This is a genomic window from Leifsonia sp. NPDC058194, assembly GCF_042883605.1.
GTDB lineage: Bacteria > Actinomycetota > Actinomycetes > Actinomycetales > Microbacteriaceae > Leifsonia.
Window position 1 is genome coordinate 330534 of the sequence record NZ_JBHVVL010000002.1, and the last position, 22127, is coordinate 352660.

At 70.2% G+C, this 22127-nt stretch carries 22 protein-coding genes and 2 tRNA genes; 15 read left to right on the top strand and 9 right to left on the bottom strand.

Annotation, left to right across the window (positions count from 1 at the left end; genetic code table 11):
- Positions 1-6 precede the first annotated feature (6 nt).
- Positions 7-2553 carry an aminopeptidase N gene (gene pepN, locus ACFVU2_RS08380; RefSeq protein WP_387874397.1) on the bottom strand — a complete coding sequence of 849 codons (2547 nt, stop codon included), beginning with the start codon at positions 2551-2553 and terminating at the stop codon, positions 7-9.
- A 99-nt stretch (positions 2554-2652) separates the two neighbouring features.
- Here pepN and ACFVU2_RS08385 point away from each other — a divergent pair, with 99 nt between their 5' ends.
- The 4 genes from ACFVU2_RS08385 to ACFVU2_RS08400 are packed head-to-tail and all read left to right on the top strand — an operon-like array spanning position 2653 to position 6225.
- Positions 2653-3141: a ribose-5-phosphate isomerase gene (locus ACFVU2_RS08385; RefSeq protein ID WP_387872910.1), complete on the top strand. Its 489-nt coding sequence runs from the start codon at positions 2653-2655 to the stop codon at positions 3139-3141.
- Positions 3141-4133, top strand: a complete 993-nt coding sequence (locus ACFVU2_RS08390) for an Fpg/Nei family DNA glycosylase (RefSeq protein ID WP_387872911.1) — start codon at positions 3141-3143, stop codon at positions 4131-4133. Before ACFVU2_RS08385 ends, ACFVU2_RS08390 begins: the two co-directional genes overlap by 1 nt.
- Positions 4134-4141: 8 nt before the next feature.
- A complete protein-coding gene (locus ACFVU2_RS08395) occupies positions 4142-4780 on the top strand; it encodes an FMN-binding negative transcriptional regulator (RefSeq protein WP_387872913.1) in 639 nt (212 codons plus the stop codon).
- Positions 4777-6225 carry an amidohydrolase gene (locus tag ACFVU2_RS08400; protein WP_387872915.1) on the top strand — a complete coding sequence of 483 codons (1449 nt, stop codon included), beginning with the start codon at positions 4777-4779 and terminating at the stop codon, positions 6223-6225. Before ACFVU2_RS08395 ends, ACFVU2_RS08400 begins: the two co-directional genes overlap by 4 nt.
- Before the next feature lie 123 nt (positions 6226-6348).
- Here ACFVU2_RS08400 and ACFVU2_RS08405 read toward each other — a convergent pair whose 3' ends face one another.
- Positions 6349-6831 carry a Dps family protein gene (locus ACFVU2_RS08405; RefSeq protein WP_387872917.1) on the bottom strand — a complete coding sequence of 161 codons (483 nt, stop codon included), beginning with the start codon at positions 6829-6831 and terminating at the stop codon, positions 6349-6351.
- Positions 6832-7061: 230 nt separating this feature from the next.
- Here ACFVU2_RS08405 and ACFVU2_RS08410 point away from each other — a divergent pair, with 230 nt between their 5' ends.
- Positions 7062-8435: a sensor histidine kinase gene (locus ACFVU2_RS08410; RefSeq protein WP_387872919.1), complete on the top strand. Its 1374-nt coding sequence runs from the start codon at positions 7062-7064 to the stop codon at positions 8433-8435.
- Positions 8436-8510: 75 nt separating this feature from the next.
- On the opposite strand, the gene ACFVU2_RS08415 is transcribed toward ACFVU2_RS08410, so the two are convergent.
- The 3 genes from ACFVU2_RS08415 to ACFVU2_RS08425 all read right to left on the bottom strand — a co-directional run bounded on the left by ACFVU2_RS08415 (position 8511) and on the right by ACFVU2_RS08425 (position 9628).
- Complete coding sequence (locus tag ACFVU2_RS08415; protein ID WP_387872920.1) at positions 8511-8723, bottom strand: antitoxin; 213 nt, start codon at positions 8721-8723, stop codon at positions 8511-8513.
- A 49-nt stretch (positions 8724-8772) separates the two neighbouring features.
- On the bottom strand, positions 8773-9438 hold the full coding sequence (locus tag ACFVU2_RS08420) for a response regulator (RefSeq protein ID WP_387872922.1): 666 nt from the start codon (positions 9436-9438) through the stop codon (positions 8773-8775).
- A 116-nt stretch (positions 9439-9554) separates the two neighbouring features.
- A tRNA-Gly gene (locus ACFVU2_RS08425) sits at positions 9555-9628 on the bottom strand.
- A gap of 100 nt (positions 9629-9728) precedes the next feature.
- Here ACFVU2_RS08425 and ACFVU2_RS08430 point away from each other — a divergent pair.
- The 6 genes from ACFVU2_RS08430 to clpX all read left to right on the top strand — a co-directional run bounded on the left by ACFVU2_RS08430 (position 9729) and on the right by clpX (position 14766).
- Positions 9729-9803, top strand: a tRNA-Pro gene (locus ACFVU2_RS08430).
- A gap of 60 nt (positions 9804-9863) precedes the next feature.
- Entirely contained in the window at positions 9864-11300 is a 1437-nt protein-coding gene (gene tig / locus ACFVU2_RS08435; RefSeq protein WP_387872924.1) for a trigger factor, read from the top strand.
- Between the two features lie 93 nt (positions 11301-11393).
- Entirely contained in the window at positions 11394-11879 is a 486-nt protein-coding gene (locus ACFVU2_RS08440) for a tetratricopeptide repeat protein (RefSeq protein ID WP_387872926.1), read from the top strand.
- A gap of 111 nt (positions 11880-11990) precedes the next feature.
- The gene (locus tag ACFVU2_RS08445; protein WP_387872928.1) at positions 11991-12587 is read left to right on the top strand and encodes an ATP-dependent Clp protease proteolytic subunit; all 597 of its coding nucleotides are present in this window, start codon (positions 11991-11993) and stop codon (positions 12585-12587) included.
- Positions 12588-12617: 30 nt separating this feature from the next.
- Positions 12618-13301 (top strand): ATP-dependent Clp protease proteolytic subunit, encoded by a 684-nt coding sequence (locus ACFVU2_RS08450; protein WP_387872930.1) that lies wholly within the window; start codon positions 12618-12620, stop codon positions 13299-13301.
- 190 nt (positions 13302-13491) lie between these two features.
- The gene (gene clpX, locus ACFVU2_RS08455) at positions 13492-14766 is read left to right on the top strand and encodes an ATP-dependent Clp protease ATP-binding subunit ClpX (protein WP_387872932.1); all 1275 of its coding nucleotides are present in this window, start codon (positions 13492-13494) and stop codon (positions 14764-14766) included.
- Positions 14767-14780: 14 nt separating this feature from the next.
- Here clpX and ACFVU2_RS08460 read toward each other — a convergent pair whose 3' ends face one another.
- Together ACFVU2_RS08460 and ACFVU2_RS08465 are read right to left on the bottom strand one after the other, a co-directional pair.
- On the bottom strand, positions 14781-16088 hold the full coding sequence (locus ACFVU2_RS08460) for an ion channel protein (RefSeq protein ID WP_387872934.1): 1308 nt from the start codon (positions 16086-16088) through the stop codon (positions 14781-14783).
- A 116-nt stretch (positions 16089-16204) separates the two neighbouring features.
- Positions 16205-18241 (bottom strand): M3 family metallopeptidase, encoded by a 2037-nt coding sequence (locus ACFVU2_RS08465; protein ID WP_387872936.1) that lies wholly within the window; start codon positions 18239-18241, stop codon positions 16205-16207.
- A gap of 75 nt (positions 18242-18316) precedes the next feature.
- Here ACFVU2_RS08465 and ACFVU2_RS08470 point away from each other — a divergent pair, with 75 nt between their 5' ends.
- The 4 genes from ACFVU2_RS08470 to ACFVU2_RS08485 all read left to right on the top strand — a co-directional run bounded on the left by ACFVU2_RS08470 (position 18317) and on the right by ACFVU2_RS08485 (position 21351).
- Entirely contained in the window at positions 18317-19123 is an 807-nt protein-coding gene (locus ACFVU2_RS08470; protein WP_387872938.1) for a class I SAM-dependent methyltransferase, read from the top strand.
- 115 nt (positions 19124-19238) lie between these two features.
- Positions 19239-19877: an ArsR/SmtB family transcription factor gene (locus ACFVU2_RS08475; protein WP_387872940.1), complete on the top strand. Its 639-nt coding sequence runs from the start codon at positions 19239-19241 to the stop codon at positions 19875-19877.
- The gene (locus ACFVU2_RS08480; RefSeq protein WP_387872942.1) at positions 19874-21169 is read left to right on the top strand and encodes an MFS transporter; all 1296 of its coding nucleotides are present in this window, start codon (positions 19874-19876) and stop codon (positions 21167-21169) included. Before ACFVU2_RS08475 ends, ACFVU2_RS08480 begins: the two co-directional genes overlap by 4 nt.
- Positions 21166-21351 carry a hypothetical protein gene (locus ACFVU2_RS08485; protein WP_387872944.1) on the top strand — a complete coding sequence of 62 codons (186 nt, stop codon included), beginning with the start codon at positions 21166-21168 and terminating at the stop codon, positions 21349-21351. The genes ACFVU2_RS08480 and ACFVU2_RS08485 overlap by 4 nt, the downstream gene beginning before the upstream one ends.
- 18 nt (positions 21352-21369) lie before the next feature.
- Here the strand turns inward: ACFVU2_RS08485 and ACFVU2_RS08490 are convergent, their stop codons facing one another.
- Both ACFVU2_RS08490 and ACFVU2_RS08495 read right to left on the bottom strand, forming a co-directional pair.
- Positions 21370-21636 carry a hypothetical protein gene (locus tag ACFVU2_RS08490; protein ID WP_387872945.1) on the bottom strand — a complete coding sequence of 89 codons (267 nt, stop codon included), beginning with the start codon at positions 21634-21636 and terminating at the stop codon, positions 21370-21372.
- The gene (locus ACFVU2_RS08495; protein WP_387872947.1) at positions 21636-22091 is read right to left on the bottom strand and encodes a GNAT family N-acetyltransferase; all 456 of its coding nucleotides are present in this window, start codon (positions 22089-22091) and stop codon (positions 21636-21638) included. The genes ACFVU2_RS08490 and ACFVU2_RS08495 overlap by 1 nt, the downstream gene beginning before the upstream one ends.
- Positions 22092-22127: the final 36 nt, after the last annotated feature.

Below are 22127 nucleotides of genomic sequence, written 5' to 3' on the forward strand. Positions count from 1 at the left end.
GTGCGACTACGCCTTCGCGTCGCGCTCCTGGGCGGCGAGGGCGCGCTCGACGCCGGCGAGGTTCTCCACGACGAGGCGGCGCAGCGCGGCCGGCTCGGGGTTCGCGTCGAGCCAGGTGCGCGTCGCGTCGCGGAGCTCCGCGTTCGCCAGGGGCGCCGGGTACATGCCCGCGACGAGGTACTCCGCGATCTTGTAGGAACGCGAGGCCCAGACGTCCTGCAGCGCCGCGAAGTACGGCGCGACGAAGCCGGCCAGCACCTCGTGGTCCGCGGCCCGCTGGAAGCCGATCCCGGTGAAGCGCACGATCGTGTTCGGGAGGTCGTCCGAGCCGAAAACCGAGTCCCACGCCGCCTGCTTGCCCGCGGCGGTGGGGATGCTCGCACGGGCCTGGGCGGCGAACTGACCGCCGTTGGCGGTGTTGTCCGCCTCCAGGGCCGCGTCGATCTCCGCCGCGCCGGCCGCGCCTCCCGCGACGAGGGCGATCAGCAGCTCCCAGCCGAGGTCGGTGTCGACGGTGAGGCCGTCGAGCGACTGCGAGCCGTCGCGCAGAGCGGCGATCTCGGCGAGGTGCTCGTCGGTCGACGCGTACGCCGCGAAGAACTTGACGAACTGGAACTGGGCGTCGCTGCCGGCCTCGGCCTGCTTGGCGAGCTCCCACAGTGCGGTCGCGACCGTCTGAACGGTCTCCTTCTGACGCTCCGGTGCCACGTAGCTCCCGGCCGCGAGGCCGAGCTGGTTCAGCGTGGTGCGCAGCGTCGTCGACTCGGTCTCGGTCGCGATGTTGCCGAGCACGAGGCGCACGTAGTCACTCGCGCTGCTCTCGGCGTCGCGCGTGGCATCCCACGCCGCGCCCCAGACGAGGGAGCGTGCCAGGGGGCTCTCGATCTCGCCGAGGTGCTCGATCGCGACGGCGAGGGAGGCGTCGTCCAGACGGATCTTCGCGTACGCGAGGTCGTCGTCGTTGAGGAGCACGAGGGCCGGGCGGGCACGGCCGACCAGCTCGGCGACCTCGGTGCGCTCCCCGTCCACGTCGAGCTCGACGCGGTGATCGCGCACGAGGACGCCGTCGCGCAGCTCGTAGAAGCCGATGGCCAGGCGGTGCGGACGGATGGTGGGGTAGTCGGCCGCCGCGGTCTGCAGCACTGCGAACGAGGTGATCACGCCGTCGGCGTCGACCTCGATCTCGGGCCGGAGCGTGTTGACGCCCGCGGTCTCGAGCCACTTGGCCGACCAGTCGGTCAGGTCGCGGCCGCTCGTGGCCTCCAGCTCGACCAGCAAATCACGCAGCTCGGTGTTGCCGTGCGCGTGCTTCTTGAAGTAGTTCGAGACCCCGGCGAGGAAGTCGTCCTGTCCGACCCAGGCCACCAGCTGCTTGAGCACCGAGGCGCCCTTCGCGTACGTGATGCCGTCGAAGTTGACCTGCACGTCCTCCAGGTCGTTGATGGTCGCGACGATCGGGTGCGTCGAGGGCAGCTGGTCCTGCTTGTACGCCCAGCTCTTCTCCATCGCGGCGAAGGTGGTCCACGCCTCGTGCCACTCCGTGGCCTCGGCGGTGGCGAGGGTGGAGGCGTACTCGGCGAACGACTCGTTCAGCCACAGGTCGTTCCACCACTTCATCGTGACGAGGTCGCCGAACCACATGTGGGCGAGCTCGTGCAGGATGGTGACGACCCGGCGCTCCTTGATAGCGTCCGTGACCTTGGAGCGGAAGACGTAGGTCTCGGTGAAGGTCACCGCGCCCGCGTTCTCCATCGCACCGGCGTTGAACTCCGGCACGAACAGCTGGTCGTACTTCTCGAACGGGTACGGGACGTCGAAGCGCTCCTCGTAGAACGCGAAGCCCTCGCGGGTCTTCTCGAAGATGTAGTCGGCGTCGAGGAACCCGGCGAGGCTCTTGCGGGCGTAGACGCCGAGCGGGATGGTGCGGCCGTCGCTGCTGGTCAGCTCGCTGTGCACGGAGTCGTACGGGCCGGCGATGAGCGCGGTGATGTAGGACGAGATGACCGAGGTGGGCGCGAACGTCCAGGTCTTCTTCCCCTCCCCGGCCGAGACGGGCTCGGGTGTGGGCGAGTTGCTCACGACGGCCCAGTTCTCGGGGGCGGTGACGGTGAACGAGAAGGCCGCCTTCAGGTCGGGCTGCTCGAAGACCGCGAACATGCGGCGGGAGTCGGGCACCTCGAACTGGCTGTAGAGGTACACCTCGCCGTCGACCGGGTCGACGAAGCGGTGCAGGCCCTCGCCCGTGTTCGTGTAGATCGCGTCGGCGTCGACGGTCAGCTCGTTCTCGGCCTGGAGGCCGTCGAGCCGGATGCGGACGCCGTCGGCGACCTGCGCCGGGTCGAGCTCGACGCCGTTCAGCACGACCGAGTGGACCGTGCGGGTGATCGCGTCGATGAACGTCGACGCGCCCTCGGTCGCGGAGAAGCGCACGGTCGTCGTGCTGCGGAAGGTCTCCGGGCCGGTCGTCAGATCGAGGACGACGTCATAGGCGTGGGTGCGGACGAGCGACGCGCGCTCCTGGGCTTCGATGCGGGTGAGGTTTTCTCCGGGCAACGGTGACTCCTTGAAGACGAGATTCGCGTGGATCGTGTCCACCCGATCCACCTTAGTGACCCGCGCGAGGAGGTCGGTGGGCTTCCCTAGACTTGCTCCATGCGCATCCACCTCGCCACCGACCACGCCGGCCTCGACTTCAGCAGGCACCTCCAGGAGCACCTCGCGGCCGCCGGGCACGAGGTCGTGGACCACGGACCGGTCGAGTACGACCCGATCGACGACTACCCGGCGTTCTGCATCAACGCGGCGAAGGGCGTCGTGCGCGACCAGCAGGCCGGCGTCCAGGCGCTCGGCGTCGTCTTCGGCGGCTCGGGCAACGGCGAGCAGATCGCCGCGAACAAGGTGCTCGGCGTGCGCGCCGCGCTCGTCTGGAACGACAGCACCGCGCAGCTGGCCCGCCAGCACAACGACGCGAACGTGATCTCGATCGGCGCACGTCAGCACACCGTCGAGGAGGCCACGCGCTTCATCGACCTCTTCATCGCCGAGCCGTTCTCGCTCGAGGAGCGCCACGTGCGCCGCATCGCGCAGCTCGCGGAGTACGAGGCCACCGGCGACATCGCGGGCCGGAACGTGGATCGCTGATGCCCGAGGGCCACTCCGTCCACCGCATCGCCCGGCAGTTCGCGACGAACTTCGTCGGCCACCGGGTGGCGGTCTCGTCGCCGCAGGGCCGGTTCGCCGAGGGCGCCGCGCGCATCGACGGCCAGGTCATGACCGCGGCGAAGGCCGTGGGCAAGCAGATGTTCCTGGAGTTCGAGAACGGGCTCTGGCTGCGCATCCACCTCGGCATCTACGGCGCCTGGGACTTCGCGGGCGAGATCAGCGTCGACCCGACGATCGCCTCCGCCAACGGGCGGATGGGCCAGACGAACCAGCGTGGCACCGTGTCCGACGCGGCACGCGTCTACGACGACGCGGGCGAGAACTCGCTGCACTCGATCGGAGCGCCCCGGCGCACGCGGCTGCGCATGGCCGAGTCCGAGAAGCTCCAGGACGAGATCACGACGTTCCCGCCCGAGCCCGTCGGCCAGGTGCGCGTGCGGCTGCTGACCGACACGGCCGTGGCGGACCTGCGCGGCCCGACCGCGTGCGAGGTCCTCGACCCGGCCGAGGTGGATGCCGTGATCGCGAAGCTCGGACCCGACCCGCTGGTCGACGACGGCCCGGAGGCCGAGGAGCGGTTCGTGTCGGCGGTGCGGCGCAAGCCGACGGCCATCGCGCTGCTGCTGATGGACCAGAGCGTCGTCAGCGGCATCGGCAACGTGTACCGCGCCGAGCTCCTGTTCCGCGCCCGGCAGAACCCGCACACCCCGGGCAAGCAGGTCCCGGAGGACACGGTGCGCGCACTCTGGCACGACTGGGTCGGGCTGCTGCGCATCGGGGTGGCGACGGGCCAGATGATGACCATGGACGACCTCGACGACGAGGGCTACCGCAAGGCCATGGCCAGCCGCGACGACCGCCACTGGGTCTACAAGCGCGAGGGTCTGCCCTGCCGCGTGTGCGGCACGAACATCGTGATGGAGGAGCTGGGCGGCCGCAAGCTGTACTGGTGCCCTCAGGATCAGGCCTAGGAGACGGCATGCGACAGAACCCGAGCTTCACCCTCACCGAAACCGAGGAGCTCAAGCGCCTCGTCCGCGAGAACCCGTGGGCGACCTTCGTCAGCAGCACGGAGGCCGGCCTGGTCGCCTCGCACTACCCGGTGATCCTGGACGACACACGCGACGGCATCAGCCTCCTGAGCCACGTCGGACGCCCCGACGAGCAGCTCCACGAGCTCGGCTCCCACGAGCTGATGGTGATCATCCAAGGTCCGCACGGGTACATCTCGTCGAGCTGGTACGACGACAAGCCCGCCGTCCCGACCTGGAATTTCATCTCGGCGCACTTCTCCGGCGTCCCGGAGATCCTGAGCGACGAGGAGAACCTCGACGTGCTGGCCCGTCTCGTCGACCACTTCGAGCGCGAGCTGCCGGAGCCGCGGCAGATGGCGGGCACCGAGGCCGACTCGGCGTACGCCCAGCGCATCTCCTCAGGGACGGTCGGTCTGCGGCTCACCCCGACGAAGATCACCGCCAAGCAGAAGATGAGCCAGAACCGCCCGGACCACATCGTCGACCGCATCCTGCTGGAGCTCGCCGGCGATGGCCCGTACGCGAGCGACGGGCTGCTGCGCGAGATGACGATCGTGCACGACCGCCGCCGCGCCGCTCGATGAGCCTGCTGCTGGCCGGTGCGCGCCTTCCCGGGTCGGACGGCGTGGTGGACGTGCGCATCGACGGCGGCCGGATCGACGCGGTCGATCTCGCCGGACGTCTCGACCCGCGCGGCTCCGAGCGCCTCGACCTCGGCGGGCGCTGGATCGTCCCGGGACTCTGGGACCAGCACGTCCACTTCACCCAGTGGGCGCAGACCGCGCGACGCCTCGACGTCTCCCGAGCCGCCTCCGCAGCGGAGGCCGCCGAGCTGGTGCGACGCCGCGCGCTGGCGGAGCCGGGCGACGAGCTGCTCGTCGGCTTCGGCTTCCACGACGCGCTGTGGGCCGACCTTCCGACGCGCGCGCTGCTGGACGCCGCGGCGGGGGAGCGTCCGGTCGTGCTCATGTCGGGCGACCTGCACTGCTCCTGGCTGAACTCGGCCGCCGCCCGCCGTCTCGCCCCGGGATCGCACGAGGCCATCCTGCGCGAGGATGCGAGCTTCGCCGTGACGAGCGCGCTCGCGGCCGCCGACGACGCGGTGCTCGACCGGTGGGCCGCCGACGCGGCCTCCCTCGCGGCGGCCCGGGGAGTGGTCGGCGTCGTCGATCTCGAGTACGGCTGGAACCTCGAGACGTGGACGCGGCGGTTCGCCGGCGGCGACCCGTCGCTGCGCGTCGAGTTCGGCATCTACGGCGACGATCTGGAACGGGCGGCCGCGCTCGGCCTCCGCACGGGGCAGCCGATCGAAGGCACGGACGCCCTCCTCACCGGCGGACCGTTCAAGGTCATCTCAGACGGCTCGCTCAATACGCGCACCGCGCTCTGCACGCACGCGTACCCGGACGGCGGTCACGGCGTCGCGAACCTGGACGAGCGCGAGCTCGTGGAGGCGATGCGGTTCGCCGTCGACCACGGCATCGAGCCGGCGGTGCACGCCATCGGCGACGAGGCGAACCGTCGGGCGCTGGATGCGTTCGAGCGCGTCGGTGCCCGGGGCCGCGTCGAGCACGCGCAGCTCGTCGCCCCGGAGGACGTGGCGCGCTTCGCCCGGCTGGGCGTGACCGCGAGCGTTCAGCCCGAGCACGCGATGGACGACCGGGATGTCGCCGACCGTCTCTGGGCGGGGCGCACCGACCGTGCGTTCCCGCTCGCCGACTTCGTGCGTCATGGCGTGCGGCTCGCATTCGGCTCCGACGCGCCGGTCGCGCCGCTCGACCCGTGGGTGGCGATCTCGGCGGCGGTGGGCCGGGCGCGGGAGGGGCGCGAGCCGTGGCATCCCGAGCAGCGCATCCCGTTGTCGGCGGCGCTGGAGGCATCGGTGCGCAGCCGCATCGGCGCCGGGGAGCCGGCCGACCTGGCCGTGCTCGACGCCGACCCCGCCGCGCTGTCGGCCGGGGAGCTGCGCACGATGCCGGTGGCGGCGACCCTGCTGGCCGGGCGGTTCACCCACGACACGGTCCGCTGAGCACGCGATCCGTTGCGCGCTGCGCGCTGCGCGCTGCGCGCTGCGCGTCGCCGGCAACGGCGAAGGGCCGCCCTCCGGGATGGAGGGCGGCCCTTCAGGCGCGTTGGTGGCGCGGTGACGTGCCTACTCGCTGATGTGGGCGAACAGGAACCAGCGGTCCTTGTCGAGGCCGCGTGCGATCTCGATGGCGACGTCCTGGCTGGTCTGGTCGAGCTCGTCGAGCTCCTTGACCGCGGTGTTGACGGCCGCGAGGGCGGCGTCGATCTGTGCGATGACCTCGGCGATCGTCTGGTTGGCCGGGCGGAAGCCGGCGGTCAGCTCGGGGGTGGTCGTCTTCGCGGCAACCGTGCCGAGGCGGCCGTCGACCGGGAGCCCCAGGGCGACGATGCGCTCGGCGGCCAGGTCGGCCCACTCCTGCGCGTGGTCGACGATCGTGTCGAGCAGTTCGTGCACGCCGATGAAGTTGGAGCCGCGCACGTGCCAGTGCGCCTGCTTGCCGTTGACGACGAGCGCGGTGAGGTCGATGACCACCGGGCTCAGGAACTGGGCGACTCCGGCGGCGACGTCCGGGTTGGAAACACTCTGGCTTGCGGCGATGTCCGTCATTGTTTGGCGTCCTTTCTCGTGCCTGCTTCAACGCTACTCAGCTCCCGGAATTCCGCAACGAAGCTGAGCCTCCGCTAACTAAGCTGAGCCTCCCCTGGGCGGTCGCCGTGCGGGGACCGGGGGATAACCCCCGCACGGATCGGCCGGGCACCCGCATACCGCGCCGGCCGCGTCGACGGGAGGCTGGAGTCATCGTCCCCGACTGCAGAAGTCCCCGACTGGAGAAGCCCATGACCGCCGCACCATCCGCCATGCTGGATCCCGTGACCGCCCGCCCCGCACCTCCCGCCGACCGCACCACCTACGGCACGCTCTGGCGCGGCGTCCCGCGCGAGCTGGGCTTCCTGCTGCTGACCATGCCGATCGCCATCGTCGGGCTGTCCGTGCTGCAATCGCTGTTCTGGACGGGCGTCGGCACCATCGTCATCTACGTCGGCCTGTTCATCCTGATCGGCACCTTCTACACCGCGCGCGGTTTCGGGGCGGTCGAAGTCGAGCGCTTGCGCTGGGCCGGTCGGCCCGAGATCCAGCGGCCCGTGTGGGAGTCCACCGGGAAGCCGCGCACCTTCTGGCGCGCCGCCTTCGGCCCGTTCGTCAACGGGCACTACTGGCTCTACCTGCTACATGGCATGGTGATCAACCCGATCGTCAGCATCGTGTCGTGGAGCATCACCATCACCTGGGCGGCCACTGCCCTCGGCGGCCTGACCGGGTGGATCTGGGAGGGCTTCCTCCCGCACGACGGGCAGACGGTGTTCCTGTCGCGGGTGATCGTGGACTGGGCGTCGCAGTCGAGCTCGACGTTCGACCCGATCGTGGGCGACCGCATCCTGTACTTCATCGCCGGGGTGCTGTTCGCGGCCACCCTGCCGTTCGTCACCCGTGGCCTCACGCTGATGCACGAGGGCATCGCTCGCGGGCTGCTCGGGGCGTGGCGGTCCGAGGCGCTGCAGCAGGAGGTCGCCGACCTGTCCGCCTCCCGGGGCGCCGCCGTGGCCGCGGAGGATCAGGCGCTGCGCCGCCTCGAGCGCGACCTGCACGACGGGCCCCAGCAGCGGCTGATCCGCCTGCAGATGGACATCGCCGCCGCGGAGCGCAAGCTGACCGACGACCCGGAGGCGGCGGCCGCCCTGCTGTCCGAGGCGCGGCAGCAGGCGGGCGACACGCTCGAGGAGCTGCGGGCGCTGTCCCGCGGGTTCGCCCCGCCGCTGCTGCAGGACCGCGGGCTGGTGGCTGCGGCCGAGTCCCTCGCCGCCCGGAGCACCGTCCCGATGCGCGTCGAGTCGTCGCTGGCGCCGGGGGAGCGGTTCAGCCCCGAGACCGAGCGGAACGCCTACTACGTGCTGGCCGAGCTGGCGACGAACGTCGCCAAGCACTCGGGCGCGACCGAGTCCCGGCTGTTCCTGGACCGCACCGCCGACCCGTCGGGCGCGCACTGGCTGAGCGTGTGGGTGACCGACAACGGCGCCGGGGGAGCGACCCTCGTAACCGGGCACGGTCTCAGCGGGCTGAGCGAGCGCGTACGGGGGATGCGCGGCGAGCTCGTCGTGGACAGCCCCGCCGGCGGTCCGACACGGATCGGGACGCGCCTCCCGCTCACCTGAGCCACCGCGGGCCAGAAGACGGCGAAGGGCGGGTGACGGTCGAACCGTCACCCGCCCTCCGTCGTGCGATGGCCGCTATTCGGTGCCGACGGCCTTGTCCGCGGCGTCGCGCGCGCCCTTGATCTGGTCGTCGAACTTGCCGCCGGTGACCTTGCTGGCGGCGTCGGCGACGCCGTCGAGGAGCTTGTCGCTGATGTCCTCGGCCTGCTCGGACTTCAGCGCGTTCTTGACGTTGTCGTTGTCGAGGAACTCTTTGGCCTTGTTGGTGATGTCGTCCAGTCCTGCCACGGTGCACCTGCTTTCGTCGTCGATGAGCGGTTCACGCGCCATTCTGTCCTCACCGCTGCAGGAACGCCAGTACCGCCAGCACCCTGCGGTGGTCGTCCCCGGAGTCCTCCAAGGCGAGCTTCTGGAAGATCGCGGTGACGTTCTTCTCCACCGCGCCGACGCCGATCACGAGCTGAGCGGCGATCGCCGAGTTCGTCCGTCCCTCCGCCATCAGGCCCAGCACCTCGCGCTCGCGCGGGGTGAGCGCCGCCAGCGGGTCCGTGCGGCGTGTGAGCAGCTCTCGCACGACCTCCGGGTCGAGCACCGTGCCGCCCTGCGCCACCCGGGTCACCGCATCCCGCAGCTCGTCGAGCGACGCGATGCGGTCCTTCAGCAGGTACCCGGTGCCGCCCTGCCCGCTCGCCAGCAGCTCCTGCGCGTAGGTTCCCTCGACGTACTGGCTGAGCAGCAGCACCGACACGCCCGGGTGCTCGGCACGCAGCCGCAACGCCGCCCGCACGCCCTCGTCGCGGAACGTCGGCGGCATCCGCACGTCCAGCACCGCGACATCCGGTGCCAGTCCGCCGACCTCCGCGAGCAGTGATTCCGCATCCCCGTAGGCGCCGACCGTCTCGAACCCGGCCTCGTCGAACAGCCGGATCAGCCCCTCCCGGAGCAGCACGGAGTCGTCGGCGACGACGAGGCGGAGGGGAGCGGAGGCTGTTTCCGATGACACGGAACCAGCCTATTGGGGCACAGCGACGAGTTCCCGCGTCGAGATTTGGACCGAATGCCGCTAATGAAGGCCCGTAACGCCACATTTGGTCCAAATGTGGGGTGAAGAAGTGGGGGTGGAGGGGATGACGGGAATCGAACCCGCGTAATCAGTTTGGAAGACTGAGGCTCTACCATTGAGCTACATCCCCGAAGCCGTTCGTTCTGCGGACGGCCGACGACCATCGTAGTACACGCGGGGGTCACCTCGTGTGCAGTAGACTTGCGCGTGGTCTTTCGCACCGTTTTAGCCGGGGCGTAGCTCAGCTTGGCTAGAGCGCCCGCTTTGGGAGCGGGAGGTCGCAGGTTCGAATCCTGTCGCCCCGACGAGGACCTCGTTCCTTGCGAGAAGACCATCGTTCGAACATTCAGGAGAACCCAGACATCGTGAAGACCACGGTCGAGAAGCTCAGCCCCACCCGCACGAAGCTCACCATCTCGGTGACGCCGGAGGAGCTGAAGCCTTCCATCACCCACGCGTACGAGCACATCGCCGAGCAGGTCAGCATCCCCGGCTTCCGTAAGGGCAAGGTCCCGCCGGCGATCATCGACCAGCGGGTCGGCAAGGCCGCCGTCCTGGAGCACGCCGTCAACGAGGGACTGGACGGTTTCTACCGTGCGGCCGTCGAGGAGAACGACGTGCGCCCGCTCGGCCGCCCCTCCGCCGACATCACCGAGTGGCCGGCCGAGGCCGACTTCTCGGGCGACCTCCTCCTCACCATCGAGGTCGACGTCCGCCCCGAGGTCACCCTCCCGAACCTCGACGACATCACCATCACGGTCGATGCCGCCGAGATCGCGGAGAGCGACATCGACGAGGAGCTCGACACCCTGCGCAGCCGCTTCGGCACGCTGGTCACCGTCGACCGCCCGGCCAAGAAGGGCGACTTCGCCCAGATCGACCTGACCGCCGAGATCGGCGGCGAGGAGGTCGACACCGCCGCCAACATCTCGTACGAGATCGGCTCCGGCGAGCTCATCGAGGGCATCGACGAGGCGCTCGACACGCTGACCGCCGGCGAGACCACCACCTTCGAGGCCCCGCTCATGGGCGGCGACCACGAGGGCGAGAACGCGCAGATCACCGTCACGCTGAACGCCGTCAAGGAGCGCGAGCTGCCGGAGGCGGACGACGACTTCGCCCAGATCGCCAGCGAGTTCGACACCATCGCCGAGCTGCGCGACAGCCTGCGCACCCAGGTCGAGCGCAGCAAGTCGTTCGGCCAGGGCACCTCCGCCCGCGACCAGCTCGTCGACACGCTCCTCGAGCTCGTCGAGATCCCGGTCCCCGAGCAGCTCGTCGAGGACGAGGTGCACCGCCACCTCGAGCAGGAGAACCGCCTCGAGGACGACGTGCACCGCGCCGAGGTCACCGAGTCGAGCCAGAAGACCTTCCGCACGCAGATCCTCCTCGACGAGGTCTCCAGCGCCGAGGACATCAAGGTCAGCCAGGACGAGCTCACGCAGTACCTCATCCAGGGCGCCGCGCAGTACGGCATGGACCCGAACGAGTTCGTGAAGATCCTCAGCGAGAACGGCCAGATCCCGTCGATGGTCGGAGAGGTCGCCCGCAACAAGGCCCTCGCGATCGTCCTCGGCAAGGTGAAGGTCGTCGACAGCAACGGCAAGCCGGTCGACCTCAGCGAGTTCACCGCCGTCGCCTCGGGTGACGACGAGGACGAGACCACCGATGAGGCGACCGAGGCTCCGGCCGAGGAGGCCGCCGAGGCCCCCGCCGCCGAGGAGAAGCCGAAGAAGGCTCCCGCCAAGAAGCCGGCCGCCAAGAAGGCTCCGGCCAAGAAGAAGGCTGCGGACGCGGAGTAACCACACGACGACGACGAAGGCCGGGTGCATACGCGCCCGGCCTTCGTCGTCTCCGCACACCGCTTCCGCGAATACAGACGAGGGGACACGACGATGGACGACTGGCAGCAGCGCGTCGACGCGATCTGGGACGACGCGGCGGAGCGCGGGGAGGAGGCGACCCTCGCGGCGATCCTGGCCCTCGCCGCCGAACGGCCGTCCGGCGATCCGCTGGCCCTGTCCGAGAGCGCGGGCGCGTACGACTACGCCGGGCGCGAGGCCGAAGCCGAGCCCCTCTACCGCGCCGCGCTCGACGCGGGGCTCCCGGAGCCGGAGCGGTCCCGGGCGACCATCCAGCTGGCCAGCACGCTCCGCAACCTCGACCGGCCCGAGGAGGCGGTCGAGCTGCTGCGGGACCTGCTCGCCGACCGCCCGCACGACCCGCTCGCGGCCGATGCGCGCGCCTTCGCCGCCCTGGCGCTCTTCGATCTCGGGCTCGGCGCCGAGGCGCTGCGGGAGGCCCTCGCGGCGCTCGTGCCGCACCTGGCCCGCTACGGCCGCGCGGTCTCCGCATACGCGGCCGAGCTCGACGACGAGTGACCCGTGCCGGCCGCCTCCCGCGCCGCGCCACTCTGCCCAGGGCGAACAGCACGGAAATGGCCGTGGCGCTCCGATAGATTCGTCACGAAGCGACAAGGAAACGGAGCGAACATGGCCGACATGGGTATCCAGCCCAATGTTTTCGACAGACTGCTGAAGGACCGCATCATCTGGCTCGGGTCCGAGGTCCGGGACGAGAACGCGAACGAGATCGCCGCGAAGCTGCTGCTCCTGGCCGCAGAGGACCCGAAGCGCGACATCTACCTCTACATCAACTCGCCCGGTGGATCGATCACGGCCGGCATGGCGATCTACGACACCATGCAGTTCGTCCCGAACGACATCGTCACCGTGGGCATCGGCATGGCGGCCTCGATGGGCCAGCTCCTGCTCACCGCGGGCACCAAGGGCAAGCGGTACATCACCCCGAACGCGCGCGTCCTGCTGCACCAGCCGCACGGCGGCTTCGGCGGAACCGCGAGCGACATCCAGACCCAGGCGCAGCTCATCCTCGACATGAAGAAGCGCCTCGCCGAGATCACCGCGTCGGCGACCGGCAAGTCCGTCGAGCAGATCAACGCCGACGGCGACCGCGACCGCTGGTTCACGGCCCAGGAGGCGCTCGAGTACGGCTTCGTCGACCACATCCGCGAGTCGGCGCTCGACGTCGCAGGCGGCGGCGGCACCGACCAGGACTCGGCCAAGTAGCGAAACGCCGGAAGGATTAAGGACACGACAATGAACATCCCCATGCTCGGCGGGGCCGCCAACGGCGGCCAGGCCCTCGGCGGTGTGCAGGCGCCCGGCGCCCGCTACATCCTGCCCAGCTTCGAGGAGCGCACGGCCTACGGCTACAAGCGCCAGGACCCGTACGCGAAGCTCTTCGAAGACCGCATCATCTTCCTCGGCGTGCAGGTGGACGATGCGTCCGCCGACGACATCATGGCCCAGCTCCTCGTGCTCGAGAGCCAGGACCCGGACCGCGACATCGTCATGTACATCAACTCGCCCGGTGGCTCGTTCACCGCGATGACGGCGATCTACGACACGATGCAGTACATCCGCCCGCAGATCCAGACGGTCGTGCTCGGCCAGGCCGCCTCGGCCGCCGCCGTGCTCACCGCCGCCGGCACCCCCGGCAAGCGTCTGGCCCTGCCGAACGCCCGCATCCTCATCCACCAGCCCGCCGTCGGCGAGGCCGGACAGGGGCAGGCGTCCGACATCGAGATCCAGGCCCGCGAGATCCTGCGAATGCGCACCTGGCTCGAGGAGACGCTGGCGCGTCACTCGAACCGGCCGCAGGAGCAGGTCAACAAGGACATCGACCGCGACAAGATCCTGTCGGCGGAAGAGGCGCTCGAATACGGCCTGATCGACCAGGTGCTCACCAGCCGCAAGTCGCTGCCGGCACTGGTCAAGTAGCAGCTCCAGCGCAAGGGCGGGGTGGTCGTCACGGCCACCCCGCCCTTCTGCATCCGTCACGCGGCCCAGGATCGCGATCTGCTCTCGGCAGAACGCCGTATGACGCGATCGACCCGCCGGTGCGCGCCATTGTCGCTCGCACAGGTTAGGCTCGTGACGCAAACACTTGTGTAGTAGGAGGGGATGAGGGATGGCACGAATCGGGGAGAGCGCCGACCTGCTCAAATGCTCCTTCTGCGGCAAGAGCCAGAAGCAGGTCCAGCAGCTGATCGCCGGGCCGGGCGTCTACATCTGCGACGAGTGCGTCGAGCTCTGCAACGAGATCATCGAGGAGCGCCTCGCCGAAGCCGGCGAAGAGGCGGCCAGCGAGTTCGACCTGCCGAAGCCGAAGGAGATCTTCGGGTTCCTCGAGGAGTACGTCATCGGTCAGGAGCAGGCCAAGCGCTCGCTCGCGGTCGCGGTGTACAACCACTACAAGCGGGTGCGCGCCAAGCAGACCATCACCTCGGCGGACGCCATCGACGACGTCGAGATCGCCAAGAGCAACATCCTGCTGATCGGCCCCACCGGCTGCGGCAAGACGTACCTCGCGCAGACCCTCGCCCGTCGACTCAACGTGCCGTTCGCCGTCGCCGACGCCACCGCGCTCACCGAGGCGGGCTACGTCGGCGAAGACGTCGAGAACATCCTCCTGAAGCTGATCCAGGCCGCCGACTACGACGTCAAGCGGGCCGAGACCGGCATCATCTACATCGACGAGGTCGACAAGATCGCCCGCAAGGCCGAGAACCCGTCGATCACCCGCGACGTCTCCGGTGAGGGCGTGCAGCAGGCGCTCCTCAAGATCCTCGAGGGCACCGTCGCCTCCGTCCCGCCCCAGGGCGGCCGCAAGCACCCGCACCAGGAGTTCATCCAGATCGACACGACGAACGTGCTGTTCATCGTGGCCGGCGCCTTCGCCGGGCTGGAGGAGATCATCTCGTCCCGCGCGGGCAAGAAGGGCATCGGCTTCGGCGCCCCGCTGCACTCCAAGGGCGACGACATCAACCTCTTCAGCGAGGTGCTGCCGGAAGACCTGCACAAGTTCGGGCTCATCCCCGAGTTCATCGGCCGTCTGCCCGTCGTCACGACCGTCACGCAGCTCGACCAGAGCGCGCTCATGCAGATCCTGACCGAGCCGAAGAACGCGCTCGTGCGCCAGTACCAGCGCATGTTCGAGCTCGACGGCGTGCAGCTCGAGTTCGAGCACGCCGCCCTCGAATCCATCGCCGACCTGGCCGTGCTGCGCAAGACCGGTGCCCGCGGCCTCCGCGCGATCATGGAGGAGGTGCTCGGCCCGATCATGTTCGAGGTGCCGTCCAGCTCCGAGGTCGCCCGCGTGGTCGTCACCAAGGAGGCCGTGCTCGAGAACGCGGCGCCGACGATCGTCCCTCACCGCCCGCGTCGCGAAGAGAAGTCCGCCTGATCACGTCCGGCTGATCACGCCGTCGGCTTGAGGGCCGGCGTTGCGAGACCGTCCGCGTCCGCACGCGACCGGATGAGCCATTGCGGCGACCGCGTGACCACCAGCCACGCCGGCAGCACCGCGAGGCACATGATGGGCAGCACGGCGACGCTCTGCGTGACCGCGAGCGCGACGAAGATCGCGATCCAGCCGTCCCGCGCGACCGCGACGGTCATCCCGAGCACGCCCGACGCGATCGCGACGGGCAGCGGGATGCCCGGGACGAGCGAGGTGGCGATCAGTCCGATCGCCGCGCCGATGAAGACGGCCGGGAACACGCGTCCGCCGCGGAAGCCGGCACTCGCCGCGACCAGCAGCGCGCCGACCTTCACGAGCACGATCACCACGAGCTGCAGGGTCGTGTACTCGGCCCGGTCGTGGATCAGCTGTCCCATCTGCTCCAGCCCCTTGAAGAGGGTGATCGGGCCGCCGATCACGCCGAGCAGTCCGAGCACGGCGCCGCCGGCGAGGGAGACCAGCAGCGGGTTCCGCAGACTGTGGAACGCCCGGTGCACCGTGGGGAAGACCGTCGCCCCGGCGACGCCGAGCAGGGCAGCGGCGGTGGCGATCACGAAGGCGGCGATCACATCCGGCCAGTGCACGTCGGTGTAGGCGGGCATGGGGACGCCGAACTGCGGATGCGCGAGCAGTGTCATCGTCTCGGATCCGGCCGCCGCCGCGACCAGCGGCAGGAACAGGCGGTCCCACAGTGCCCCGCCGCCCGGTGCGGCCGCGACGATGCCGGTGAAGACCAGAGCGGCGGCGACGGGAGTCCCGAACATGGCGCCGATCGTGGCGGAGGCGGCCATCAGCAGCACCAGCTCTGTCGGCACCTTCTTCCAGACTCGCGCGACGAGAGCGACGAGCACGCTGGCGTTGATCGCGATGATCGGGTTCTCCGGCCCGAGGCTCACGCCGCCCGCGAGGCCGAGCACCGCGGTCAGGGCCAGCGACGGCACGACGGCGGGCGGCAGCGGAGCGGTCACCAGCTCGGTGGTCGCGGAGTCGGGGCCGCCGTGACCGGGGAGCAGCCAGACCGTCAGGCCGACGGCGGCACCGGTGACGGTCAGGACGAGGAAGATCCACCAGCCCGAGGCGCCGTCGACTCCGATCGCACTCGGGAGGGCGGTCCACACCGCGTCTTCGAGCAGACCCGCGATGCTGTCCAGCAGCCACAGGGAGAGCGCCGAGAGCACGCCGATCAGCAGGGCCGGGATGCTCAGCAGGAGCAGCGTGCGCACGGTCGGAGCCGGCATCGGACGCGCCGGGCCGGCTGCGCTCATGGCGGCCCCCTTCCCACGGAGTCTGCGCTCAGGCTAGGGCCTGGCGTGGGAAGGGGGCTAGCCCTGGCGCGTCACGGAGCCTGCACCACAGGGCCTGCCGGCCCGGAGTCCGCCTGCTAGTCGCCGAGGCCGCGGCGCTTCAGCAGCGGCTCGATGACGGCAGGGCGGCCGCGGAAGTCGCGGTAGGCCTCCAGCGGGTCCTTCGAGCCGCCGACGCCGAGGAGCCGGGAACGGAACCGGTCGCCGTTCGCGCGCGAGAGCCCGCCGTTCTCCTTGAACCATTCCACCGTGTCGGCGTCGAGCACCTCGCTCCAGATGTAGGAGTAGTAGCCCGCGTCGTAGCCGCCCGAGAAGGTGTGAGCGAAATACGTGCTCGCGTAGCGGGGAGGCACCGCCGGGGCGTCGAGGCCGACCGAGGCGAGGGCCTGCGCCTCGAACGACGCGACATCGTCCACGGCGTCGTCCGCGGTGATGGAGTGCCAGGCCTGGTCGAGCAGGGCGGCGGCGAGGTACTCGCTGGTCGCGAAGCCCTCGTTGAACGACTCGGAGGCGTGCAGGCGGTCGACGAGCTCCTGCGGCATCCGCTCGCCCGTCTCGTGGTGCACGGCGTAGTTCTCGACGATCTCGGGCCAGAGCATCCACATCTCGTTGACCTGGCTCGGGAACTCGACGAAGTCGCGGAACACGTTCGTGCCCGCGAACTTCGGGTAGGTCACGTGGGCGAACAGCCCGTGGAGCGCGTGCCCGAACTCGTGGAAAAGCGTGTTCGTCTCGTCGTAGGTGAGGAGGGTGGGCTCGCCCGCGGCGGGCTTCGGCACGTTGAGGTTGTTGACGACGACCGTCGGAGTACCCAGGAGCTCCGACTGCGAGATGAGCGGGTTCATCCAGGCCCCGCCGCGCTTGGAGTCGCGCGTGTAGAGGTCGAGGATGTAGAGCCCGAGCGCGCTGCCGTCCTCGTTGCGCACCTCGAAGACGCGCGCCTCGGGGTGGTACGCGACGAGCTCGGGACGCTCCTCGAAGGTGATGCCGTACAGGCGGGTGGCGGCGTGGAAGACGCCGTCGCGCAGCACGCGCTCCGCCTCGAAGTACGGGCGCATCGCCGCGAAATCGACGTCGTACTTCTCTTGCCGGACCTTCTCGGTGAGGTGGGCCCAGTCCCAGCTCTCGACGGAGTCGCCCTCCGGCAGCTGACGTTCGAGATCGGCCTGCTCGACGCGGGCGTTGCGGGCGGCGGGAGGCGCGAGCCGTCCGAGCATGTCCGCGACCGCCTGGGGGGTGCGTGCGGTCTGGTCGGCCGTCACGAAGGCGGCGTGCGTGTCGAAGCCGAGCAGCCGTGCGCGCTCGGCGCGCAGCCGGGTGATCTCGAGGACGAGCTCGCGGTTGTCGTGCTCGCCGCCCCGGATGCCGCGCGCGCGGGAGGCGGCCATGATGCGCTCCCGCACGTCCCGGCGCGTCAGCGACGCGAGCCACGGGTGGCCGGTGGGCAGCACCAGGGAGACGACGAATCTGCCGTCGAGGCCGCGTTCGCGTGCGGCTTCGGCGGCAGCGGAGATCTCGCCCTCGCCGAGACCGTCGAGCTCGTCGGCCGAGTCGAGCACCACCGCGAGGTCGTTGGTGTCGGCGAGCAGGTTCTTCTCGAAGCGCGTCGTCAGAGTCGACAGCCGCTGGTTGTACTCGCGCAGGCGCTCCTTGTCGGCGTCGTCGAGGCCCGCGCCGGCGAGCGTGAACTCGGTGTGGTAGCGCTCGACGAGGTAGCGGGACTCGGCGTCCAGTCCCAGCGCGTCGAGCTGTGCGTGGACCGCCGCGATGCGCGCATACAGCGCCGGGTTCAGCAGGATCGCGTCCTGGTGCGCGGCGAGCCGCGGTGCGTACTCCTCTTCGAGGGCGTTGGTGAAGTCCGTGCTGTCGGACGAGCTCTTGTTGAAGAACACCTCGGCGACCCGCTGGAGCACGCCGCCCGAGCGCTCCAGGGGCAGGAGCGTGTTCTCGAAGGTGGGCGGCTCGGGGGAGGCGGTGATGGCCTCGACCTCGGCGAGCTGCTCCTCGAACCCGCGCTCGAACGCCGGCCGGTAATGCTCGTCGCGGATCTCCGCGAACGGCGGCAGCTGGTAGGGGAGGGTGCTGGGGGAGAAGAACGGATTCGTGTCTGCCATCGCCCCAGCCTACGGCCAGCGGGCGTTCACGTAACGTTGCGGGGGACCGGTGCCCGGCATGCATACGATGGCGGAATGGATGCTCACCAACGCTATACGCACGGCCATCACGAGAGCGTGCTCCGGTCGCACGAGTGGCGCACGCTGGAGAACTCCGGCGCCTATTTCGCGGACCTCCTGACCCCGGGCGCGGCTGTGCTCGACGTCGGCAGCGGGCCCGGCACGATCACGTTCGACATCGCGGAGCGGATCGCTCCCGGCGCCGTGATCGGAATCGACGCGAGCGCCGACATCGTCGCGCACGCCACCCGGTCCGCCGCCGACCGCGGTGTGAGGAACGCGTCGTTCGCCGTCGGCGACGCGTATGCGCTCGACTTCCCCGACGCGACCTTCGATCTCGTTCACGCGCACCAGGTGCTCCAGCACATGGGCGACCCGGTCGCGGTGCTGCGGGAGCTGCGTCGCGTGACAAAGCCGGGCGGTCACGTTGTGGCCCGCGACGTCGACTGGGGTGGCACGATGTGGGCGCCGCTGCTGCCCGGCCTCGGCGAGTGGATGCGGGTGAACCAGGCCGTCCAGCGGGCGAACGACGGCGAGCCGTACGCCGGGCGGCTCCTGCGCGACTGGGCACTCCAGGCGGGATTCGCCGAAGTGCGCAGCTCGGCGTCGATCTGGTGCTTCGCCTCGGACGAGGACCGTCGTTGGTGGGGCGAGTCGTGGAGCGTGCGCGTCGTCGACTCCGACTTCGCCCGTCATGCGCGCGAGCACGGGATCGCGGATGAGAGCGACCTGACCGCGATCGCGGATGCGTGGCTCGAGTGGTCGCGGACGCCATCCGGCTGGTACGGCATGCCGCACGGGGAGATCGTCGCGCGGGTCTGACGCCGGCTACGACCGCAGCGCCCACCGCAAAGGTCTGATTGCAAAGACCTGCTTGCAAAGACCTAATTGCAAAGAAGTACTTGCAAAGAGATCTTTGCATCGGTACTCTCGACACATGAGCACCGAACACGAGCACGACGCGACCCCTGCCGAGCCGAAGCCGGCAGCGATCTCGCACCCGATGCACGACGCCCTCGGCATGGAGGCGCTGCGCGCGTTGGCCCACCCGCTGCGCGTCGAGATCATGAACGAGCTCTCGGACTTCGGTGCTGCGACCGCCAGCGGCCTCGCCGAGCGTCTGGGGGAGTCCAGCGGTTCGACCAGCTACCACCTCCGTCAGCTCGCCAAGCACAACATCATCGTCGAGGACACCGAGCGCGGCTCCGGCCGCGAGCGCTGGTGGCGGATGGCCCCCGGCGGCGTCACCATCGGATCGCTGGAGACGCTGGCCACTCCCGCCGGTCGGGAGGCCAACGAGCTCATCTCGCGTGAGTGGCAGCAGAACAACGAGCGCCGCCTCACCGCCTTCCTCCGCCGCGGGCTGGACGTCTACGGCACGGAGTGGATGCAGGCGAGCACCCTTTCGACCTCCCACCTCGAGCTGACCATCGACCAGCTCGCCGAGTTCGGGCGCGAGTACTACGCGCTCCAGGAGCGGCTCCGCGAGCAGTGGAAGACGCAGGACACCGACGGCCGGCTCCGCGTGCAGGTGCAGTTCAACGCGTTCCCGCTGGTGGAGGCGAGCGAGCGATGACCGCCGCCGCCGAGCCGCGGGTGCGCCGGACGCCGATGGGCGCCGGGTTCAACCGGCTGTGGACCGCGGCGATCGCCAGCAACCTCGCCGACGGCATCGGCCGCACCGCGGTCCCGTTGATCGCGACCACGCTCACCCGCGATCCGGCGCTGATCGCCGGGCTGACCGCCGTCACGTTCCTGCCCTGGCTGCTGTTCGGCATCCCGGCGGGGATGCTCCTGGACCGGGTGGACCGCCGTATCGCGATGGCCGTCGCCAACAGCCTGCGCTTCGCGGTCGCCGCACTGCTCGCCGGGCTGATCGCGGCCGACGCCCTGACCATCTGGTGGCTCTACGCGTGTGTGCTGCTGTTCGGGTTGGGGGAGACGGTCTTCGACAACGCGACCACGACCGTGGTGCCGAGCCTGGTCGGTCGCGACCAGCTCGACCGCGCGAACGGCCGGATGCAGTCGGCCGAGATCGTCGTGCAGAACTTCATCGCCACCCCGATCGCCGGCTTCCTCTTCGCGGTCGCCCTGGTGCTGCCCGTGTGGCTCACCGGCTCCGGCTTCCTCATCGCCGGGCTCCTCGCGCTCACCATCCCCGCCGCCGCCGCGCGAGCGTTCGGGCAGCAGACCGCGGCGGACGAGGGGGAGGAGCCGGCCGAGCGCCCGGGAATGGGCGCGGTCGTGCGCTTCCTCGTCGGCCACCGCTTCCTGCGCAAGATGATCGTGCTCACCTCGCTGACGGCGTCCGCCCTCGCGTTCGCGCAGGGCAGCGTCATCCTCCTGCTCCTGCAGACCTTCTCGGTGCCGGAGGCGCTCGTCGGCGTCGTGACGGCCGGGGTCGGCATCGGCGCCCTCGCGGGAGCGCTGATCTCGAGCTCGCTCGTCGCGCGCTTCGGGCGCGGACGGATCATGTTCTGGTCCATCCTCGTCAGCGGTGTCGGCGTCCTGGGCGTCGGCGTGACCGCGAACGTCGTGGTGGCCGTGCTCAGCTACGCCATCGGCGCGTTCGGCGTCGCGGTCTGGAACGTGCCCTGGGGTGCGCTCCGCCAGGCGCTCATCCCGGGCGACATGCTCGGCCGGGCGATGGGCATCGTCCGCACGATCGGTTGGGGGCTCACCCCGATCGCCACCGTGCTCGGCGGGTTCGTGGCCCGCATCGACCTGCGGCTGCCGTTCGTGATCGGCGGCGCCGTGGTGATCGTCCTCACCCTGGTGTGCACGCGGCTCCTCTTCAGCGCCCGCACCTTCGACGCGCGCTCGAGTGAGCCCGCGCCCCGACCCGTACCGGAAGGATCCGCCTCATGACCGTCTACGCGCTCCCAGCCCACCGGCCGTGGACCCACCGCACCGCGCTCCGCCTCGGCACCGCCCTCACCGCGTGGGGCACCCGCCCCGTCCGCCCGTCGTCCGGCTACGCCGAGCGCGTCGGCCTCGTCGAGGCCGCGCGGGACGGCGCCGCTCGCACACTGCCGCAGCTGCCTCGCTAGAGGGCGCGGCGCGGACCGTCAGACCTCGTCGTAGTCCGTGGCCTGCTGCTCGACCGGCTGGGTGATCGTCGCGGAGTCCTCTTGCGGGTTGTACCGCACGACCGTCCCGTCGTCGAGCTCCACGACGGGGCGGCCTTCCAGCCAGGTGAGGGTCCAGCGCCAGCCGTCCGTCGCCACATCGGTGGCGACGAGCTCCTCCTCTACGGTCGACACCGCGTAGGAGACGACCTCGGGGAGGTTCTCCGGTGGTGTCGCGCCGACGGCCCAGCGGGTTCCGAGCTGCATCAGCGTTGCCCGGCCAGATCGATCTCGTACGTCACCCACGAGGTGCGGGCGGCGACATCGTCGTAGACGCGCTGGGCGTTCGTGTTGTCGTGCGCGGTGATCCACTGGACGACGCCGAGACCGCGCTGCTCGGCCAGCGAGCGCACGTGCTGGATCAGGGCGCGGCCGATGCCCGCCCCGCGCTCGCTCTCCAGGACGAACAGGTCGTCGAGGAAGAGGCCGCGGTCGCCCTCGAGCGGCCGCGCGAACTCGCGCACGTGGGCGAGGCCCACGAGACGGTCGCCGTCGACCGCCACGAAGCCCTGCTCCTCGTGCTCGGGAGCCGTCAGCCACGACCACAGGACGAGCGCCCTCTGGTCGGTCAGCTCGGTCTCGTAGAACTCCGCGTACTTCGTGTACAGCTCAAGCCAGGCAAAGAAATCTCCGTCCCTGACCGGTCGGACCTCGATCGTCATGGGTTACTCCGTTCGCCTTCCCCATACGGCCGCGAG

Excerpts from the sequence above, each read along its gene's own strand:
- ACFVU2_RS08385 (WP_387872910.1), top strand. The coding sequence starts at position 2,653 with ATGCGCATCCACCTCGCCACCGACCACGCCGGCCTCGACTTCAGCAGG.
- ACFVU2_RS08390 (WP_387872911.1), top strand. The coding sequence starts at position 3,141 with ATGCCCGAGGGCCACTCCGTCCACCGCATCGCCCGGCAGTTCGCGACG.
- ACFVU2_RS08395 (WP_387872913.1), top strand. The coding sequence starts at position 4,142 with ATGCGACAGAACCCGAGCTTCACCCTCACCGAAACCGAGGAGCTCAAG.
- ACFVU2_RS08400 (WP_387872915.1), top strand. The coding sequence starts at position 4,777 with ATGAGCCTGCTGCTGGCCGGTGCGCGCCTTCCCGGGTCGGACGGCGTG.
- ACFVU2_RS08405 (WP_387872917.1), bottom strand. The coding sequence starts at position 6,831 with ATGACGGACATCGCCGCAAGCCAGAGTGTTTCCAACCCGGACGTCGCC.
- ACFVU2_RS08410 (WP_387872919.1), top strand. The coding sequence starts at position 7,062 with ATGACCGCCGCACCATCCGCCATGCTGGATCCCGTGACCGCCCGCCCC.
- ACFVU2_RS08440 (WP_387872926.1), top strand. The coding sequence starts at position 11,394 with ATGGACGACTGGCAGCAGCGCGTCGACGCGATCTGGGACGACGCGGCG.
- ACFVU2_RS08445 (WP_387872928.1), top strand. The coding sequence starts at position 11,991 with ATGGCCGACATGGGTATCCAGCCCAATGTTTTCGACAGACTGCTGAAG.
- ACFVU2_RS08450 (WP_387872930.1), top strand. The coding sequence starts at position 12,618 with ATGAACATCCCCATGCTCGGCGGGGCCGCCAACGGCGGCCAGGCCCTC.
- clpX (WP_387872932.1), top strand. The coding sequence starts at position 13,492 with ATGGCACGAATCGGGGAGAGCGCCGACCTGCTCAAATGCTCCTTCTGC.
- ACFVU2_RS08460 (WP_387872934.1), bottom strand. The coding sequence starts at position 16,088 with ATGAGCGCAGCCGGCCCGGCGCGTCCGATGCCGGCTCCGACCGTGCGC.
- ACFVU2_RS08465 (WP_387872936.1), bottom strand. The coding sequence starts at position 18,241 with ATGGCAGACACGAATCCGTTCTTCTCCCCCAGCACCCTCCCCTACCAG.
- ACFVU2_RS08470 (WP_387872938.1), top strand. The coding sequence starts at position 18,317 with ATGGATGCTCACCAACGCTATACGCACGGCCATCACGAGAGCGTGCTC.
- ACFVU2_RS08475 (WP_387872940.1), top strand. The coding sequence starts at position 19,239 with ATGAGCACCGAACACGAGCACGACGCGACCCCTGCCGAGCCGAAGCCG.
- ACFVU2_RS08480 (WP_387872942.1), top strand. The coding sequence starts at position 19,874 with ATGACCGCCGCCGCCGAGCCGCGGGTGCGCCGGACGCCGATGGGCGCC.
- ACFVU2_RS08485 (WP_387872944.1), top strand. The coding sequence starts at position 21,166 with ATGACCGTCTACGCGCTCCCAGCCCACCGGCCGTGGACCCACCGCACC.
- ACFVU2_RS08490 (WP_387872945.1), bottom strand. The coding sequence starts at position 21,636 with ATGCAGCTCGGAACCCGCTGGGCCGTCGGCGCGACACCACCGGAGAAC.
- ACFVU2_RS08495 (WP_387872947.1), bottom strand. The coding sequence starts at position 22,091 with ATGACGATCGAGGTCCGACCGGTCAGGGACGGAGATTTCTTTGCCTGG.